This is a genomic window from Rhodanobacter sp. UC4451_H18 (assembly GCF_052978225.1).
In genome coordinates this window covers 2,980,871-2,998,683 of record NZ_CM129663.1, presented here as the reverse complement: position 1 = coordinate 2,998,683, position 17,813 = coordinate 2,980,871, and the positions used below count along the sequence as shown (strand labels likewise).

13 protein-coding genes are annotated in these 17,813 nt (G+C 68.4%); 6 read left to right on the top strand and 7 right to left on the bottom strand.

Features of this window, described 5'->3' with window-relative positions; translation table 11 throughout:
- Window positions 1–44: 44 nt before the first annotated feature.
- The 7 genes from ACVCMG_RS13460 to ACVCMG_RS13430 all read right to left on the bottom strand — a co-directional run bounded on the left by ACVCMG_RS13460 (window position 45) and on the right by ACVCMG_RS13430 (window position 8,021).
- The gene (locus ACVCMG_RS13460; protein WP_395120160.1) at window positions 45–1,178 is read right to left on the bottom strand and encodes an NAD(P)/FAD-dependent oxidoreductase; all 1,134 of its coding nucleotides are present in this window, start codon (window positions 1,176–1,178) and stop codon (window positions 45–47) included.
- A gap of 84 nt (window positions 1,179–1,262) precedes the next feature.
- Window positions 1,263–2,519 carry a dicarboxylate/amino acid:cation symporter gene (locus ACVCMG_RS13455; RefSeq protein WP_395120161.1) on the bottom strand — a complete coding sequence of 419 codons (1,257 nt, stop codon included), beginning with the start codon at window positions 2,517–2,519 and terminating at the stop codon, window positions 1,263–1,265.
- Window positions 2,516–3,292 (bottom strand): L,D-transpeptidase family protein, encoded by a 777-nt coding sequence (locus ACVCMG_RS13450; RefSeq protein ID WP_395120162.1) that lies wholly within the window; start codon window positions 3,290–3,292, stop codon window positions 2,516–2,518. Before ACVCMG_RS13450 ends, ACVCMG_RS13455 begins: the two co-directional genes overlap by 4 nt.
- Before the next feature lie 141 nt (window positions 3,293–3,433).
- Window positions 3,434–4,291 carry a MurR/RpiR family transcriptional regulator gene (locus tag ACVCMG_RS13445; RefSeq protein ID WP_395120163.1) on the bottom strand — a complete coding sequence of 286 codons (858 nt, stop codon included), beginning with the start codon at window positions 4,289–4,291 and terminating at the stop codon, window positions 3,434–3,436.
- Complete coding sequence (locus tag ACVCMG_RS13440; RefSeq protein WP_447098074.1) at window positions 4,291–5,388, bottom strand: dipeptide epimerase; 1,098 nt, start codon at window positions 5,386–5,388, stop codon at window positions 4,291–4,293. Before ACVCMG_RS13440 ends, ACVCMG_RS13445 begins: the two co-directional genes overlap by 1 nt.
- A gap of 52 nt (window positions 5,389–5,440) precedes the next feature.
- Window positions 5,441–6,844, bottom strand: coding sequence for a C40 family peptidase (locus tag ACVCMG_RS13435; RefSeq protein ID WP_447114343.1), 1,404 nt, complete (start codon window positions 6,842–6,844; stop codon window positions 5,441–5,443).
- A 25-nt stretch (window positions 6,845–6,869) separates the two neighbouring features.
- Complete coding sequence (locus tag ACVCMG_RS13430) at window positions 6,870–8,021, bottom strand: DUF819 family protein (RefSeq protein ID WP_395120165.1); 1,152 nt, start codon at window positions 8,019–8,021, stop codon at window positions 6,870–6,872.
- Window positions 8,022–8,186: 165 nt separating this feature from the next.
- Here ACVCMG_RS13430 and ACVCMG_RS13425 point away from each other — a divergent pair, with 165 nt between their 5' ends.
- The 6 genes from ACVCMG_RS13425 (at window position 8,187) to ACVCMG_RS13400 (ending at window position 17,768) form a co-directional block, all read left to right on the top strand.
- Window positions 8,187–9,707 carry a transglutaminase-like domain-containing protein gene (locus ACVCMG_RS13425; protein WP_447114342.1) on the top strand — a complete coding sequence of 507 codons (1,521 nt, stop codon included), beginning with the start codon at window positions 8,187–8,189 and terminating at the stop codon, window positions 9,705–9,707.
- Window positions 9,708–9,761: 54 nt separating this feature from the next.
- A complete protein-coding gene (locus ACVCMG_RS13420) occupies window positions 9,762–12,788 on the top strand; it encodes a TonB-dependent receptor (RefSeq protein ID WP_395120167.1) in 3,027 nt (1,008 codons plus the stop codon).
- A 91-nt stretch (window positions 12,789–12,879) separates the two neighbouring features.
- Window positions 12,880–14,187, top strand: a complete 1,308-nt coding sequence (lysA, locus tag ACVCMG_RS13415) for a diaminopimelate decarboxylase (RefSeq protein WP_447114341.1) — start codon at window positions 12,880–12,882, stop codon at window positions 14,185–14,187.
- Window positions 14,184–15,398 carry a dipeptidase gene (locus ACVCMG_RS13410; RefSeq protein WP_447114340.1) on the top strand — a complete coding sequence of 405 codons (1,215 nt, stop codon included), beginning with the start codon at window positions 14,184–14,186 and terminating at the stop codon, window positions 15,396–15,398. The genes lysA and ACVCMG_RS13410 overlap by 4 nt, the downstream gene beginning before the upstream one ends.
- On the top strand, window positions 15,382–16,956 hold the full coding sequence (locus ACVCMG_RS13405; protein ID WP_447114339.1) for a serine hydrolase: 1,575 nt from the start codon (window positions 15,382–15,384) through the stop codon (window positions 16,954–16,956). Before ACVCMG_RS13410 ends, ACVCMG_RS13405 begins: the two co-directional genes overlap by 17 nt.
- The gene (locus ACVCMG_RS13400; protein ID WP_395120173.1) at window positions 16,953–17,768 is read left to right on the top strand and encodes a M15 family metallopeptidase; all 816 of its coding nucleotides are present in this window, start codon (window positions 16,953–16,955) and stop codon (window positions 17,766–17,768) included. The genes ACVCMG_RS13405 and ACVCMG_RS13400 overlap by 4 nt, the downstream gene beginning before the upstream one ends.
- The last annotated feature ends 45 nt before the right edge of the window (window positions 17,769–17,813 follow it).

Sequence of the window (17,813 nt, the reverse complement as noted above, 5' to 3'; positions counted from 1 at the left end):
AGGCGCCGGATTCCAGCTTTCGCTGGAATGACGGCCAAGGAGCTTCAGCGCCGCAGGCGTGCCGGGCTCAACATCTCCATCGACAGCCCGGCATCGACCAGGCGCTGCGGCAGCGGTCGGCCCAGCGCCAGGTTGGCGCAGGTTTCGCCCATCGCCGCGCTGGTCTGGATGCCGTAGCCGCCCTGCGCGGCGACCCAGAAGAAACCCGGTGCATCGGGATCGAAGCCGCCGATCAGGTCGCCGTCGGCGACGAACGAGCGCAGGCCGGCCCACGTGCGCCGGGGCCGGCGGATCGTCATCGTGGTGGCTTCCTCGATACGGTGGATGCCCAGCGCGATGTCGTATTCCTCCGGCTGCACGTCGTGCGGTTCGACCGGGTCGGCATTCGCGCACGAGCCCAGCAGCAGGCCGGCGTCGGGCTTGAAATAGAACCTCTCGCTGAAGTCGGTGACGAACGGCCAGCGTGCCGTGGCCACGCCTTCGGGCGGCTCGAACACGAAGGCGGAGCGGCGCTTCGGCACGATGCCCAGCGGCGCCACGCCGGCCAGCGCGGCCACGTGGTCGACCCAGGCGCCGGCGGCGTTGAGCAGCAGCGGCGCGCGGAACGACTGCGCCCCGCTGTGCACCCGCCAGCCGCCCGCCTCGCGCTCGATCGCGTCGATGGCGACGTCCACGCGCAACTCGCCGCCATGCGCGCGCAAACCGCGCAGAAAGCCGAGGTGCAATTCGTTGACGTCGATGTCGGCCGCGCCCGGCTCGTGCAGGCCGATCTGCGCGAACTCCGGCCGCAGCACCGGCACCGCGGCCTGCACGCGGGCCGCGTCGTGCAGCTCGATGTCGCGGCTGAACGGCACGATGGCCTCGTACAACGCGCGCACGTCGTCGCGGCGTTCCGCGCCGGCGATGATGGTGGCGCCACGCGGACTCAGGATCGGCTCGGCCGAGAATCCCGCCGGTGGCGCCGCCAGGAACGGACGCGCGGCACGGGTCAGCGCGCGCACCTGTGGCGAACCGTAGGTTTCGCTGAACAGCGCAGCCGAGCGCCCGGTCGAGTGCACCCCGGCATGCGCCTCGCGCTCCAGCACCAGCACCCGCACATGCGGTGCGAGGAAATACGCGACCGACGCGCCGGCCATGCCGGCGCCAATCACGATCACATCGGTTTCGATCCGTTCCATCTTCAGCTCTGTCGTTGTGGGAGCCCGCTCGCGGGCGATGCCTTTGAATCGGGATGCGCAAGAGCATCGCCCGCAAGCGGGCTCCTACGATTCCGTGTCGCCAGTTCCCGCCATATCGCTGCGCGACTGCCGGTTGACCACGCTGGTGGCGGTTAGGTCGGCGGTGACGTTGCCCAGCGTGGCGAGGGCGTCGGGCACCGTATCCACCGCCAGCATCAGGCCCAACGGGGACAGTGGCAGGCCCATCGCCTGCGCCACCGGCAGGTTGGTGGCGACGAAGGTGACCTGGCCCGGCAATCCCACCGAACCGAGGCTGACCACGACCGCCAGCAGCGCACCGGCCAGCAGCTGCGCGGTGGACAGATCCACGCCATAGGCCCACGCGATGAACGCCGCCGACGTCATGTACTGCACCGGGCTGGTCAGCCGGAACAGGCTCACCGCCATCGGCAGCACCAGCGCGGCGACCTGCTTGGGATAGCCGAGGCGGCGGTCGGCGCTTTCCAGCATCGCCGGCAGCGAGGCCAGCGAGGACTGCGTGCTGATCGCCACCGCCTGCGCCGGCACCAGCGCGGGCACGAAGCGGCGCAGCCGCTCGCCGCCGAACACCAGCGCCACCGGCAGCATCATCGCGGTGACGGCGAGATACAGGAGGCACTCGGTCAACACGTACACGCCCAGCGCACTGAGCATGCCCAGTCCGGAGCGCGCGCACACCGAGAGGATCAGCGCGAACACGCCCAGCGGAGCCACCCACAGTACCCAGCGCACGATCACGATCATCGCGTCGGCAATCGCCTGGAAAAACTCCACCAGCATCGCGCGCCGCGCCGGTGCGATGCGGGTCAGCGCGAAACCGAGGAACAGCGCGAATACCACCAGCGGCAGCATCGCGCTCTGCGCCGCGGCCATGATCGCGTTGCTGGGTACGATCGCCACCAGCGTGTCGACCCACTGCACCGGCGCCACCGACACCGCCGGCACGCTGGCGTGGTCGAGCGCGGCGACCAGCTCGGGGTTGTGCGGAAACAAGGAAAACACCAGCGGCGCCGCCAGTGCGGCGAACAGCGCGCCGCCGGTGAGGATCACGATGAACACCACGATCGCGCGGCGCGCGATGCGGCCGGAGGCCGCCGCGTCGGTGGCAGTGTTGACGCCCACCACCACCAGCGCCAGCACCAGCGGCACCACCGTCATCTGCAGCGCGTTCAACCACAGCTTGCCGACCGGGTGCACCGCGTTGGCCACCTGCAGCGCCACGGATTGATCCCAGCCGGCCAGCAGCAGGCCGATCACCGCGCCGGCGGCCAGGCCGGTGAGCACGCGCGCGGTGGCGCTCATCGCGCGCCGTCCGCGTGGAGGACGGGCAACTGCCACGTGTTGCGCAGGCGCTCGTACTCGGCCTGCGGCAGCAGCACGAACACCGGATGGTCCTGCGGCTTGAGCCAGGCCAGCAGCGACTGCATCACCGCCGGCGTCATCGCGGTGCAGCCGGCGGTGGCGTCGGTGGGCGACTTCCACAGGTGGGCGAAGATGCAGCTGCCGCCTTCCGGCGCCGCCTGCGCGTTGTGCTCGATGACGAAGCCGAGCCGGTAACGCTGGTCGCCATCGACATGCAGGTCGCGGCGCATCGGCTCGCTGGAACCTTTCACGGCCTCGGCACCCACCACGTCCGCATCGACGATGCGGTTGTAGTGCGGCGAACCGCTGACATCCATGCACCAGTCGCTGGCGCCGAGCGCACGATACGGCAGCGCGGTGGCCGCATGCGCGGCATAACCGAACGCCGTGCCGATGCGGAACACGCCGGCCGGGCTGCGGTTGTCGCCTTCGCGCTTGACCGGCCCGCCGGTCTGCGCAGGGTTCAGTCCCATGCCCCAGCCGGAACCGCGCTTGCCGACGGTGACCGGCGCGGCGGGGCGCACCTGGCGCCAGCCGTCGCCGTCGCGCTCGAACGCGCGCAACGTGCCGTGGTCGGCGTGCCAGTCGGCGGTGGTGACCACGATCATCTGGCGGGCGTTGCGCCACGGCGCGTCCGCGGCACCGGCGTGCGCGACGCCGGCAAGCACGGCGGCGAACGTCAGCAAGGCAAGCATGCGGCGGCGAACAGTCATCGGGTTTCCATCCGGCACATCATCGTCATCTCGTCAAGTTGCAGGAGCCCGCTCGCGGGCGACGCTTTTTTTACCGGGATTCGTGGCGAGAACATCGCGCGCGAGCGGGCTCCTGCGATTCCCAATTCCCAATTCCCGTCCTCATGGCTCCAGCATCTGCTGGATCCGGTCGAGGTTGCCCAGCAGCAGGGCACGGCGGTCGTCGTGGCTTTCGCACAGCTGCACGAATACGCCGTCGAGCAGGTGCTGCAGGGCGGACTGGTACAGCAGCGGCTGGATGTAGGGCAGCTCGTCATGGGCGGACACCACCAGCGCGATGTCGGCCAGCGTGCGCAGCGGATTGGCGGTGTGCCGCGTCACCGTGATCAGCTGGCCGCGGCGTTCGCGGAAATAGCGGGCGATCTTGCACAGCGCCGGGTGGTTGCCGTGTTCGGAGAACATGATGAGCACGTCGCCGGCGCCGGCGGCGGAGACGTTGGCGGTCATCCGCGCGGTGTCGAAGTTGTGCACGGTGAGGATGCCCAGCAGCGACAGGCGCAACGCGAAATTGCGCGCATAGATGTCGTCCTCGCCCAGGCCGATGATGAACACCTTGCCGGCGCGGCCGGCCTGGCCGATCGCGTCGGCCACCGCATTGAGCATCTCCGGCGGGTTGATCAGCCGGGTGGCTTCCTCGGCCTCGGACTTGCGCCGCCACAGGTTGCCGGCGAACGCGCCGGTGCCGTCGCCGCCGGCGGTCGACTCGACCTGCAGGGTGTCGCCGTTGTCGGCGCGGGCGATCGCCTCGCCCACGGAATACTTGAGGTCGGGGTAGCCTTTGAAGCCGAGCTTCTGGGTGAACTTGACCACGCTGGACTGGCTGATGCCCAGCGCATTGGCCAATTGCTGCGAAGAGTAGTCGCGCAGCAGGTGCGCGTTCTCCAGCACGAAATCGGCGATGCGCCGCTCCACCGCGGACATCTGGTCGCGTTCCGAACGGATTTTGACCAGCGGCGACATCAGTCCTCGATCCTCTCCAGGCCGCGTATCTCCCGAATGCCCAGGCCGGGCGCGTCCGTTACCGAGATCTCCGATTCGTTGAAGATTACCCCACCGTCGACCGGGTTGAACTGGCACAGCGAGGGGCCGTCCAGGTCGATCTTGGTGATCGCGTTGGACTTGGCCACCGCCACGTGCACCGCGGCCGCCACGCTGATCGAGGTTTCCAGCATGCAGCCGATCATGCACTCGATGCCGTGCATGCCGGCGATGTCGGCGATGCGGATCGCATTGGAGATGCCGCCGGTCTTCATCAGCTTGATGTTGATGATGTCGGCCGCGCGCAGGCGAATCAGCTCGATCACCTCCATCGGGCCGAACACGCTCTCGTCGGCCATCACCGGCGTGTGCACGCGCTCGGTGACGTAGCGCATGCCGGCCAGGTCGTTGGCCTTGACCGGCTGCTCGATCAGCTCGAGCTTGATGCCGGCCTCCTCCAGCGTCTGCAGCGCATACACCGCCTGTTTGGCCGTCCAGCCCTGGTTGGCATCCAGGCGCAGCAGGGCGCGCCCTTCCACCGCGGCGTAGATCGCCTTGACCCGCTCGATGTCGACGCCGATGTCCTTGCCGACCTTGATCTTCAGCGACTCGAAACCGCGCTCCACCGCGGAGACCGAATCGGCCACCATCTTGTCGATGTAGTCGACGCTGATGGTGATGTCGGTGGTGATCACCGGATCGCCGCCGCCGAGCAGCTTGTACAGCGGCGCGCCGTAGAGCTGGCCCCACAGGTCGTACACCGCGATCTCCACCGCCGCCTTGGCGCTGGTGTTCTTCTCCATCGAGGACTGGATCAGCTGGGTGATCTGGTTGAGGTTGGCAATCTCCTGGCCGATCAGCCGCGGGGAGATGTAGTGGCGGATCGCGTCGATGATCGAGCCATGGGTGTCGCCGGTGATCACCGCGGTGGCGGGCGCCTCGCCGTAGCCGACCTCGCCGGTGTCGGTATGCATCATCACCACGATGTCGTCCACCGTGTTGACCGTGCGCAGCGCGGTCTTGAACGGGGTCTTCAGCGGTACGCGCAGCATGCCGAACTGGATGTCGGTGATTTTCATGGGGAGGCCTTCATGGAATCCGTGTCCTGTTTTCTTTTTGGTGCCGGCGAGCTCAGCGGCGGATGCGCACGATGCTGGTCATGCGGTCGACATAGGTCTGCTTGTCGTTGTAGAGCAGCGGCAGCAGCGGGGTCACCGACACCGCGTTGAGCTTGATGCGCACGCGGCTGCCGTCGGCCTTGCGGTAACTCATGCCGCCCACGTCGTGGATCACCCAGGGCTGGCCCTGGTACTGGCCGATCACCATCATCACGTGGCCGGGGATGTAGACCAGGTCGCCGACCTCCAGCGCCTGCGCGGCCTTGAGGCGCGTCTCGCGGCTGTCCTTGGCGGTGAACGCGCGGTGCTCCAATGCCGGGCTGATCGCCTGCCTGCTGGTGTTGCGCGGCATCTGCACGCCCATGCTGCGGTACACGTCGGAGACGAAGCCCGAGCAGTCGCGGCCATCGTACGCGTGGCCCCAGCCGTAGCGTTCGCCGAGGAACTTGAACGCCTGGCGGATGATGTTGGCGCGGGTCAGCGGCAGGTAGTCGGCAGCCGTGTCGGTGTTCTTCTGCAGCAGCGCCGGGGTGAAGCCCAGCGTGCCGTCGGCCTTGCGCAGCGGCAGGTCGAGCACGTGCGCGGCGTACGGCGTCTGCCCGTTCACCGGCTGGTCCGGCGGCAGATCGGTCGCCAGCGGCAGGCGCGTGCCCATGTCCAGCGGCAGCTGCGAGACGGCCGGCACCTCGCGGGTGAACACGGTGCGTTCGACCGCGCCGGTGATCACCCGGTACGGCGTCCTGTCAACGTAGCCGAAGACCTCGGCCGCGCTGCCTTCGGCCACGTTGTCCTTCTGCGTCCACGCCGCATAGCGCGGGCTGACCACGAACAGCCACTGGCCGTCGGCGCTCGCGTGCACGATCGCCACCGGCGTGCCGGGAAATTCGGCGGTCTCCTGGAAGCGGTCGATGTCGGTGTCGCCCTTTTCATTGAACACGCGCAGCGTGGTGGGGAACGTGCGCAGCGCAGCGCGGCGCACCACCAGGCCGTAGCGCGTCTTCTGCTGCGCGGGAATCGCATCCAGTGCGAGGTTGGCGACCACCGCGTCGAGCGTGGCCGCGCTCACCGATTTGCCCTCGACGTCGAACAGCGGTCGATCCGGCCGCTGCGACAGATCCTTGATCCAGCCTTCGACGCGGGCGCGGTCCAGCGTCGAAGGCAACGCGCGCAGATCGTGCATCGACGGGTCGATCTTCAGCAGCCTGGCGTTCTGCGCCGCGATCGCCGCGCGATCCATCACCGGCGCATCGGGCTGCGCCAGCCGCTCCACCCAGAACTGCGGCGTCAGCTGCGCCTCGCCCACGCCGAGCACGCCGGAGGGCGGCACGACCAGCGCGTCGTCGGCGCCGCGGGCCTGCGGCGCCGCCGCGGCGAGCAGGGGCGCAAGCAGGAGAGTGGCAAGCAGGGGAAATCGCATCATCGTGTCCTGTCGCAAGAACGCATCACGGAAGGGCCAGCTGCTTCAGGATCGACGCCACCACCAGGCCGAAACCGGTGCCGAGGATGTAGCCGAGCAAGGCCAGCAGGATACCCACCGGCACCAGCGCGGCCGAATAGCTGGCCGCCAGGATCGGCGTGGCGGCCACGCCGCCAATATGCGCCAGCGAGGAGATGCCGCACAGGTAGAGGTCGAAACGGAACAGCTTGGCGAAGCCGATCAGCAGCAGCGCGTGGATCGCGATGACGGTAACGCCGCACAGCAGGTACAGCGGTGCCGCGGCGATGCCGTGGAAGTTGCTCTGCGAGGCCAGCACCGCCACCACGCTGATCAGCAGGGCGCCGGAGATCGTGCTGGCGCCCGGATAACGCGCCAGCGGCGTATGCGCCACTACCAGCCCTGCGCCGGTGGCCAGCAGGATCGTCCAGGTGGTCGCGCTCAACATGCTGGAGGTCGGCAGTTTCGTCGCCACCCAGCCAGCCAGCGCGGCCGCCAGCAAGGCCATGCCCAGCCACAGCAGCACGCTGTCGGGCGTGGTCGGGCCGGTGGGTTTCGTTTCCGCCAGCGGGATGTCGCCGCTGGACTTGGCCCGCGTCCAGCGGTTGAACGCCGGCGCCAGCCGCGCCACCGAAAACAGCACCACCACCCACATCGAGTAGCACAGCGCGTCGGTCAGCAGCGACATCGCCAGCAACTGGTCGGACATGTCGATCGCCTGCTTCACCGCGATCATGTTGGCGGTGCCGCCGACCCAGCTGCCGGACAGCGCGGCCAGCGGTTGCCACTGGTCGCCCGGCAGCCAGTGCCGGTAGATCAGGAACGCGCCGATGAAGGCCACGAACAGGCTCACCGAGGTGCAGGCGAACACGGCCAGCACGCGCGGCCCCAGCCGCCAGATCGCGCGCAGGTCGCAGTTGATCATCAACAGGAACAACAGCGCCGGCACCAGGTGCGAGACCAGCATCGTCTGCGCCGCATGGATCTCGTCGTTGACCTGCCACAGCCCCGACACGGCCAACGCGGTCACCAGCAGATAGGTCAGCACGATCGGCGGCAACACCGAGAAGACCTTCCAGCCGTAGCGGCGCTCGATCGCCGGAAACACCCCGGCGGCCAGCAACATCACCGCCAGGTAGGGCCAGACCGTTTGGATCACATGCGTCCCCTCGTGGTTCGTGCGCGGGCCAGTGCCAGCCTCGCTGTCGTGTCGGCAAGGAATAGCTGATTCGAGTCGAATTGGTTTGAAGCATAAATTATTGACCAGCATTTGCAAGCGTGTTACACAGCCATTTCAGGGGATCGGATGCGGAGACGCCGCTCGATGGATACACCATTGCCTGCCACCACGAGAATACGACGCCATGCCCGGGCCGCGCGCCTGTTGCTGGTGGCCGCGCTGGCGCTGTCCGCCGGCCTGCCGGCGGGGGCGAGCGTGGGTGGCTCACCGCTGAATCCCGTCATTGCCCAGATCGACGCCGGCCATTTCAAGGCGGCGCAGGCGGCGATCGAGACCGCGCTGGCGCAGCCGGGCGTGTCGGCCGAGCAGCGCCAGGCACTGCTGTTCCAGCGCGAGCGCATGCGCCGCATCCTGCTCGACTTCACCCTGAGCGCGGACGAGGTCGAGGCGCGCGTGCGCAAGCAGATCCCCGACGTCACCGACGCCGAGTTCGCGAAGTGGAACGCCGCCGGCCTGTTCGAACATCAGGTCATCGACGGCCGCACGCTGTACTTCAAGCGTTCGCCCGGCAATCTGTTCCGGCTCAGCCCCGAGGCGGTGGCGCGGCGCGCGGTGCAGGCACCGATCACCGACGGCCCGATGGAATCGCTCAACGACCACCAGCGCGCGATCTTCCACGCCGCGCTCGACCAGCATCGCGCCAGCGTGCTGCCGCAGCGCCTGCGCATGACGCAGACACTCACCGTCGACGCCGATGCGGTGCCCGCGGGCAAGATCGTGCGTGCGTGGATTCCCTACCCGCAGGCGATCCCCGGCCAGCAGGAAGACATCCGCTACGTCGCCAGCGTGCCGGCGAAGCACGACATCGCGCCGAAATCGGCGCCGCAGCGCACGGTGTACCTGGAAAAGCCCGCCGTGGCCGGGCAGAAGACCGTGTTCTCGGTCACCTACGAACTGACCTTGCTGGCGCAATACCACGCGATCGACCCGGCCAGGGTGCAAGCGGAAACCATCACCCCGGAGCTGGCCCCGTTCGTGGCCGAGCGCGCGCCGCACATCGTGTTCACCGACGCCATGCGCGCGTTCTCGCGCAAGGTCGTGGGCGAGGAGAAGAACCCGTACCGCATCGCGCAGAAACTGTTCGCCGCGGTGGACCGGATTCCCTGGGCCGGCGCGCGCGAGTATTCGACGATCTCCAACATCAGCGACTACGCGCTGCACGCCGGCCACGCCGACTGCGGCCAGCAGACCCTGCTGCTGATGACCCTGCTGCGCCTCAACGGCATCCCCGCGCGCTGGCAGTCCGGCATGGTGTTCGCCGCCGACGGCAGCGGCTACAGCAACATCCACGACTGGGGCTTCCTGTACCTCGCGCCGTACGGCTGGGTGCCGATGGACGTCACCACCGGCCGCCTGCATCCGGCCGCGGGCGACGACCCGGCGCTGGAGTGGTTCTACCTCGGCGGGCTCGACAATTGGCGCATCGCCTTCAATGCCGACTACGGGCGCCGCTTCGAGCCGCCCAAGCACCACTTCCGTTCCGACGACGTGGATTCGCAGCGCGGCGAGGCCGAGTGGGACGGCGGCAACGTGTACTTCGATCAACTGGACTACGACTTCGACTGGCAGGTGCTGCCAGCGGAGCACGGACGCGGCGGCAACTAACCGGCAGCTATTCACAAAAACTGGCATCGACGGCGTCGATGGGGAGATGGGGAAATGAGCAACAGTCGCAGCTTGCGCAGAACCGTACTTTGCATGGCGCTTGGCATGGGCCTGGCCTCGCTGGCCGTGCCTGCCGCCTTTGCCGGCAGCAACGACGGCGCCGTGGTCGGCCACACCGCGGCGGGCGCGGTGGTCACGGTGACCAGCACCGACACCGGCCTCACCCGCAGCGTCACCGCCGATGCCAAGGGCAACTACCGCTTCCCGTTCCTGCCGGTCGGTACCTACACCTTGCAGAGCAGCGGCGGCGGTGCCGCGAGCGAGCCGATCAACGTCACGGTGAGCCTGGGCAACACCACCACCGTCAACGTCGGCTCGGCTCCGACCGCGACCGAACTGAGCGCGGTCACGGTCAGCGGCTCGGTCCTCCCCGGCGTCGACGTCACCTCCACCGAGTCGGCCACCAACGTCACCCGCGAGCAACTGGCGCGGCTGCCGGTGGATCAGAACATCACCTCGGTGGCCGTGCTGGCGCCGGGCGTCAACAAGGGCGTCGCCGGCTTCGGCGGCATCTCCTTCGGCGGCTCGTCGGTGGCGGAGAACTCGTTCTACGTCAACGGCCTCAACGTCACCGACTTCTACAACCGCAACGGCTTCTCCTCGGCGCCGTTCGCGTTCTACCAGGAGTTCCAGGTCAAGACCGGCGGCTACTCGGTCGAGTTCGGCCGCACCACCGGCGGCGTGATCAACGCGGTGACGCGCTCGGGCACCAACCAGTTCAAGTACGGCGCCGAGCTCACCATGGAGCCGGCCAGCTGGCACTCGCGCGCCGACGACCACTACCGCGCCGACGGCACGCGCTACCTCACCGCCAGCCGCGACCGCGACGCGCTGGCCAAGCTCAACGTCTACGCGTCCGGCCCGATCGTGAAGGACAAGCTGTTCTTCTTCGCCATGTACGAGGCGCGCGACTCCTCGCCGGAGAACACCAACGACGCCGGCACCACGCTGACCAAGAACAGCGCCGACACCGGCTTCTGGGGCACCAAGATCGACTGGCACATCACCGACGCCAACCTGCTTGAGTTCATGGCCTTCTCGGACAAGAACAGCAACGTGGGCGACGTCTACGACTACACCTACACCGGCGACATCACCGGCAACAAGACCAACGAGATCTACACCGACACCGGCGGCAGGAACTGGAACCTCACCTGGACCAGCTACCTCACCAACGACCTGTCGATGAAGCTGATGTACGGCCGCAACGACCGCGAGTCGTTCAACCGCGGGCTCAGCGACGTGGAATGCAACCGCGTGGCCAGCGACGGCAAGATCGCCCTGCCCGGTGTCGCGCTCGGCTGCACCACCAATTCATCGGTGAGCCATCGCAACGACGTGCGCAAGCAGGCGCGCGCGGACTTCGAGTGGACGCTGGGCGACCACCTGCTGCGCTTCGGCTTCGACCACGAGCAGAACACCTCCGACTACGAGCGCTACTACCCCGGCCCCGGCGCGATCTACTACAACGTGTACAAGGCCGACCCGGGCTCCTCGATCTCCAACCCCAACGGCGGCGGCGTGATCCCGCCCGGCTACACCGGCTACGTGCGCGCGCGCCGCTACGAGATCGCCGGCAACTTCGAGACCACCAACTCGGCGTACTACATCGAGGACAACTGGCAGGTCACCTCCAACCTGCTGCTGAACGCCGGCATCCGCAGCGACGGCTTCGACAACAAGGGCGGCGACGGCAAGAGCTACATCAAGATGGACAACATGATCGCGCCGCGCGTTGGCTTCTCGTGGGACATGAAGGGCGACGGCAGCACCAAGCTGTTCGGCAACCTCGGCCGCTACTACCTGCCGGTGGCCAACGTGATCAACATCAAGCAGGCCGGCGGCCTGCTCGACGAACGCACCTACTACGCCTTCGGCGGCTGGCAGATCGAGGACCGCAACGGCTCGCAGTACGCCATGCCGATCCTCGGCCCGCAACTGGGCGGCGTCGACACCTCGCAGGGCGACGGCACCGTCGGCGACCTGCGCTCGGAGGTCGACCACGACATGGACCAGGTCTACCAGGACGAGGCGATCCTGGGCTTCCAGCAGATGATCGACGACAAGTGGTCGTGGGGCGTCAGCGGCACCTATCGCCGCCTGCACAACGCGATCGACGACATGGAGATCAGCGCCACCGCGCAGTGCGGCGAGGATGGCTACATCGGCTGGGTGATGGCCAACCCCGGCTCCAAGGTGCAGGTGTGGGGCGACTCCAACTGCGACGGCACGCCCGACGGCTACATCACCGTGGACACCTCCAAGGAAGGCTGGGCGATGTACCGCCAGGATGGCGTCGACGCCGACGGCGACCCAATCATGACCTACATCGGCCAGCGCGGCTGGGTGAAGCCCAAGCGCAGCTATACCGCGGTGGAGTTCCAGATCAACCGCGCCTGGGACGACCAGTGGGCGTTCAATGCCTCCTACACGCTGTCGTGGAGCCGCGGCAACGCGGAAGGCCCGGTCAACTCGGACACCAACTTCGACGACACCGGCCGCACCGAGAACTTCGACGACCCGTGGGTGAACTTCGGCGGCGACGGCTACCTGCCCAACGACCGCCGTCACCAGTTCAAGCTGCGCGGCACCTACGCGCTGACTCCGCACTGGCAGCTCGGCGCCGACCTGCAGGCGCTGTCCGGCACGCCGATCACCGGCTTCGGCGTGGGCAACCCGTTCGACGCGTCCAACTACCACAGCTACTACACCTGCGTGCAGAACTGCGATTCGGAGTTCTCCGCCGACCGCGTCTATGTGAACTCGCCGCGCGGCAAGTACGGCCGCACGCCGTGGACCTACAACGTCGGCGCCAGCGTGAGCTACATCCTGCCGATCGGCGACACCGGCCGCTTCAAGGCCAAGCTGGCGGTGTACAACCTGTTCAACACCCAGCAGACGCTGAACGTGGACCAGGACCTGCAGACCACCATCGGCAACGGCACCAGCGACACCTTCGGCGACGGCATCAGCTTCCAGGCGCCGCGCTTCACCCAACTCACCCTCAGCGTGGACTTCTGAACGTACTCCCCTGGCGGCGACCCACACGGAATGGTGGGTCGCCCTTTTTTTGCCCGCCCTGCGGGCGACCGACAATGGCCCGCCACCGCCCATGAACCACCTCCACGCCACGCCGGCCGCCATGCCCGGCAACCTCGCGGCCGCCGGGATGCCGGCGCCGCGCTGGCTCGATGGCGTCGACCTGCAGCGGCTGGCCGAACGCATCCCCACCCCCTTTCACGCCTATTCCGCCAGCGCGATCCACCAGCGCATCGACGCACTGAAAACCGCGCTGGCCGACCTCGACGCCACCATCTGCTTCGCGGTCAAGGCCAACCCCAACCTCGCCATCCTGCAGCTGATGGCGCAAGCCGGCGTCGGCGCCGACATCGTCTCGGTCGGCGAACTGCGCCGCGCGCTCAACGCCGGCATGCCGGCCGAGCGCATCGTGTTCTCCGGTGTCGGCAAGAGCGCCGACGAGATCGCCGGCGCGCTGAACGTCGGCATCATGCGCTTCAACGTCGAATCGCTGGACGAACTGCATACCCTGCAGCGGGTCGCGAAGGCGCAGGAAGTGACCGCGCGCGCCGCCGTGCGCATCAACCCCGACGTGGACGCGCAGACCCACGCGAAGATCTCCACCGGCAAGTCGGAGAACAAGTTCGGCGTCAGCATCGACGAGGCGCGCCGCTGGTTCGCCCAACGCAAGTCGTTCGACCACGTGCAGCTCGACGGCCTGCACGTGCACATCGGTTCTCAGATCCTCAGCGTCGAACCGTTCCGGCTGGCGCTGCAGCGCGTGGCCGGGTTCTGGCGCGAGCTCGAGCAGGCCGGCCACCCGCTCAACAGCATCGACGTCGGCGGCGGGCTGGGCGTGTGCTATCGCGCCGGCGTGGACCAGCCGGTGGCCGCGGCCGATTACGTCGGCGCGATCCGCGAGGCGCTGGCCGGTTTTCGCGGCCGCCTGCTGCTGGAACCGGGCCGCTACCTGGTCGCCGAGGCGGGCGTGCTGCTGACCCGGGTGATCCGCGTCAAGCCCGGCATCGAGCGCACGTTCCTGGTGCTGGACGCGGCGATGAACGACCTGCAGCGCCCCAGCCTGTACGACGCCTGGCACGACATCGTGCCGGTAGCGGACGAGCCGCGCCCGATGACCACCTACGACATCGTCGGCCCGGTGTGCGAGACCGGCGATACCTTCGCCCGCGCACGCGAACTGCCCGAATGCGCCGCCGGCGACCTGTTGCTGATCAAGGCCACCGGCGCGTACGGTACGTCGATGGCCTCCACCTACAACTCGCGGCCGCTGGCCGCCGAGGTACTGCTGCAGCGGGGCCGCTACGCCGTGGTGCGGCGGCGCCAGCATTTCGAGGAAATGATCGCCGGCGAGCAGCCGGCCCGGAACTGGGAAACGCCATGAACACGACTGTCCGCCTCGCCCTCCTCGCCGCCTTGAGCCTGGCTGCCGCGCTGCCCGCGCAGGCACAGCAGGATCCGCCGGTCACCATCGACACCCACGTCGACATCCCGTTCAACTACATGGGCGAGCCGCGCTTCGACGTCGGGCACGACACCCGATTGCTGGTCGACCTGGGCAAGATGGAGCGCGGCGGCCTGAACGCGGCGTTCTTCGTGGTCTGGGTGCCGCAGCACAAGCTCGACGCCGCCGGCTATGCCAAGGCGGTGAAACAGGCCAGCCAGAAATACGACGGCATCGGCCGCATGCTGATGATGTATCCCGACCGCATCCGCCTGGCCACCACGCCCGAACAGCTGCTCGCCAACCACAAGGCCGGCCTGCTCTCGGCGACGATCGAGATCGAGAACGCCTACTCGCTCGGCCACGACATCCACCGCCTCGACGCCGCCTTCGATCGCGGCGCGCGCTCGGTCGGCCTGGTCCACGTCGGCAACAACGACCTGTGCACCAGCTCGCTGCCCGACACCGAACACGGCGAGCCGGCGATGAACAGCGCCGGCGACAAGGGCATGAGCGACTTCGGCCGCGCCGTGGTGAAGCGCGCGAACGAACTCGGCATGCTGGTCGACATCTCGCACGCCTCGGACAACTGCGTGCGCGATGCGCTGAAGGCATCCAGCACGCCGATCATCGCCTCGCACTCCGGCGCCCGCGCCGTGCTCGACCACCCGCGCAACCTGCCCGACGACCTGCTGCGCGCGATCGCCGCCAAGGGCGGCGTGATCGACGCGGTGGCCTACAAGGAGTTCCTCAAGCACGACCCCGGTCGCGCGGCCGCCGAGAAGGCGCTGCAGGAACGCGTGGCGAAACAGGCCGGCGAGAAGGCATACGACAGCGACAACGACGACTACCGTCCCGAGATGGAAGCGGGCATGGCCGCGATCCAGAAGCAATACCCGCTGGCCACCCTGGACGACTACGTGAAGCAGATCCGCCACATGGTGAAGGTGGCCGGCATCGACCACGTCGGCATCGCCTCCGACTTCGACGGCGGCGGCGGCATCACCGGCTGGAAGGACGCCAGCGAGACACGCAACGTCACCGCCGCGCTGCGCAAGGCCGGCTTCAGCGACGAGGACATCGCCAAGCTGTGGGGCGGCAACCTGCTGCGCGTGTGGGGCGAGGTCGAGCGCCATGCTGATCGTCATTAAGCCGCGCCTGCTGCTGGCCGCGGCACTCGGGCTGGGCTGCACGCTCGTCCACGCGGCCACGCCCGGGGCGGAAACCGCTGCCCTCGACAAGATCGTCGACGCCACCGTCGCCCGCTACCACCTGCCCGGCATCGCCGTGGGCGTGATCGAGAACGGGCAGGTCGTCTACACGCGCACCGTGGGCGAAACCATCGCCGGCTCGGGCCAGCCGATCACCCCGCAGACGCTGTTCAAGATCGCCTCCAACAGCAAGGCGATGACCACCGCCCTGCTCGGCCGGCTGGTCGACCAGGGCAAGCTGCGCTGGGACGATCCGGTGACGAAGTACCTGCCGCAGTTCCGCATGCACGATCCGTGGGTCACCGCGAACATGCGCGTGGCCGACCTGCTCACCCATTCCAGCGGCCTGCCCGAGGGCGGCGGCGACCTGATGCTGTGGCCGGAGCCGAACGCGTTCACCCGCGCCGACATCATCCACGGCCTCGCCTTCATCAAGCCCGGCTACAGCTTCCGCTCGCAATACCAGTACGACAACCTGCTCTACGTGGTGGCCGGCGAAGTCGCCGCCGCCGCGGGCGGCGCGCCGTACGAAACGCTGATGCGGCGCGAAGTGTTCGAGCCGCTGCACCTGGACCGCTGCCAGGTCGGCGCGTGGAACCGCGACACGGTCGGCGACGTGGCCACGCCGCATCGCCGCGACGGCGGCCGCAACGTGCCGATCCCCGAAGCCGCGGCGATTCCCGCGATCACCTCGGCCGCCGCCGGCGGCATCCGCTGCGACCTCACCGACATGCTGAGCTGGGCCCGCAACTGGCTGGTGCCGACCCACGCACAACTGCAGTGGCTGTCGTCGGTGCAGCGCGACGTGCTGCAGGCGCCGCATATGCTGATCCCGGTTTCCGCACAGCGCCGCGCCTGGGACAACAGCCACATCATGGCCTACGGCTACGGCTGGCGCATGGCCGACGTCGACGGCCAGTGGAGCGTGTGGCACACCGGCACGCTGAACGGCATGTACTCGATGCTGGCCCTGCTGCCGGACCGCAAGAGCGGCTTCGTGTTCATGATCAACGGCGAGGCGGGCGACGCACGCACCGTGCTCGGCGAAGTGCTTATGAAGCATTTCACCGCACCCGACTCCAGCCGCGACGTGAGCTGGTACGCCGACGCGCTGGAGCAGCAGGCGAAGCAGCGGTCGCCGTCCTCGTCCGCCCCGGACACCTCCACGCAGCGGCCAGCCAGCACCGCCCAACTGGCGCGCTGGAGCGGGCAGTATCGCGACCCGTGGTTCGGCGACGTCACGCTGTGCCCGCGCGACGGAAAAATGCATTTCGCCGCCGCGAAGTCGCCGACGCTGGCCGGCACGGTGATGCGCCTGGGCAAGCGTTATTTCGTGCACTGGGACGATTCGGCCGACCTGGATGCCTGGCTGGATTTCCATGCGGCCACCGCCAGCCAGCCGATTACCCTGCGCATGGCCAAGCTCGACCCGCTGGGCGACTTCAGTTCCGACTACGAGGACCTCGATTTCCAGCGCGTCGGGAGCTGCCACCCATGACCAACCCGTCGCCCATCACCGCCGGCAGGAGCCCGCTTGCGGGCGATGCTCCCGTGCCTGGCGGAAGAAAAGGCATCGCCCGCAAGCGGGCTCCTGCGAAAGCCGGGCATCTGATCGCGTTTGCCCTGCTCGTCGCCGTCAGCGGCATCGCCCACGCGGACCAGCCGCCGGCGCTGTCGCCGGCGACGACTGCCGCCGCGGCGAACCTGGTCGACATCCGCACGCTGGTGCCGGACATCGCCGAGGACATCAAGTACGCCGGCAGCGACAACTTCATGGGCACGCCGGCGGACGGCTATCGCGCGCCGGCCTGCCTGCTGCTGCGCCCGGTCGCCGAGGCGCTGGCGAAGGTCGAGCACGAGCTGCGCGCGCAGCACCGGCGCCTGAAGATCTGGGACTGCTACCGCCCCGCCCGCGCGGTGGCGCACTTCGTGCGCTGGGCGCACGACTTGGGCGACCAGCGCACCAAGCCGCAGCACTACCCGCGGCTGGACAAGTCCGAACTCCTGCACGGCTACATCGCGGAAAGCTCGGGTCACAGCCGCGGCGCCACCATCGACCTGACCATGCAGCAGTGCGCCGACGACGGCACGCATTGCACGCCGCTGGACATGGGCACCGATTTCGATTTCTTCGACGTGCGCGCGCACACCGACTCGCCCGAGGTCACGCCGCAGCAGCACGCCAACCGCCTGCTGCTGCGCGATGCGATGCAGCGCGAGGGCTTCCGCAACTACCCGATGGAGTGGTGGCATTACACCCTCGAGCCGGAACCGACGCCGCACACCATCTACGACGTACCCGTGCAATGACCGGCGCGAACAACCGCCCGCCGGAACCGTAGGGCAGGCACGGCC

Coding starts and splice junctions, on each gene's coding strand:
- ACVCMG_RS13460 (WP_395120160.1), bottom strand. CDS start 1,178: ATGGAACGGATCGAAACCGATGTGATCGTGATTGGCGCCGGCATGGCC.
- ACVCMG_RS13455 (WP_395120161.1), bottom strand. CDS start 2,519: ATGAGCGCCACCGCGCGCGTGCTCACCGGCCTGGCCGCCGGCGCGGTG.
- ACVCMG_RS13450 (WP_395120162.1), bottom strand. CDS start 3,292: ATGACTGTTCGCCGCCGCATGCTTGCCTTGCTGACGTTCGCCGCCGTG.
- ACVCMG_RS13445 (WP_395120163.1), bottom strand. CDS start 4,291: ATGTCGCCGCTGGTCAAAATCCGTTCGGAACGCGACCAGATGTCCGCG.
- ACVCMG_RS13440 (WP_447098074.1), bottom strand. CDS start 5,388: ATGAAAATCACCGACATCCAGTTCGGCATGCTGCGCGTACCGCTGAAG.
- ACVCMG_RS13435 (WP_447114343.1), bottom strand. CDS start 6,844: ATGCGATTTCCCCTGCTTGCCACTCTCCTGCTTGCGCCCCTGCTCGCC.
- ACVCMG_RS13425 (WP_447114342.1), top strand. CDS start 8,187: ATGGATACACCATTGCCTGCCACCACGAGAATACGACGCCATGCCCGG.
- ACVCMG_RS13420 (WP_395120167.1), top strand. CDS start 9,762: ATGAGCAACAGTCGCAGCTTGCGCAGAACCGTACTTTGCATGGCGCTT.
- lysA (WP_447114341.1), top strand. CDS start 12,880: ATGAACCACCTCCACGCCACGCCGGCCGCCATGCCCGGCAACCTCGCG.
- ACVCMG_RS13410 (WP_447114340.1), top strand. CDS start 14,184: ATGAACACGACTGTCCGCCTCGCCCTCCTCGCCGCCTTGAGCCTGGCT.
- ACVCMG_RS13405 (WP_447114339.1), top strand. CDS start 15,382: ATGCTGATCGTCATTAAGCCGCGCCTGCTGCTGGCCGCGGCACTCGGG.
- ACVCMG_RS13400 (WP_395120173.1), top strand. CDS start 16,953: ATGACCAACCCGTCGCCCATCACCGCCGGCAGGAGCCCGCTTGCGGGC.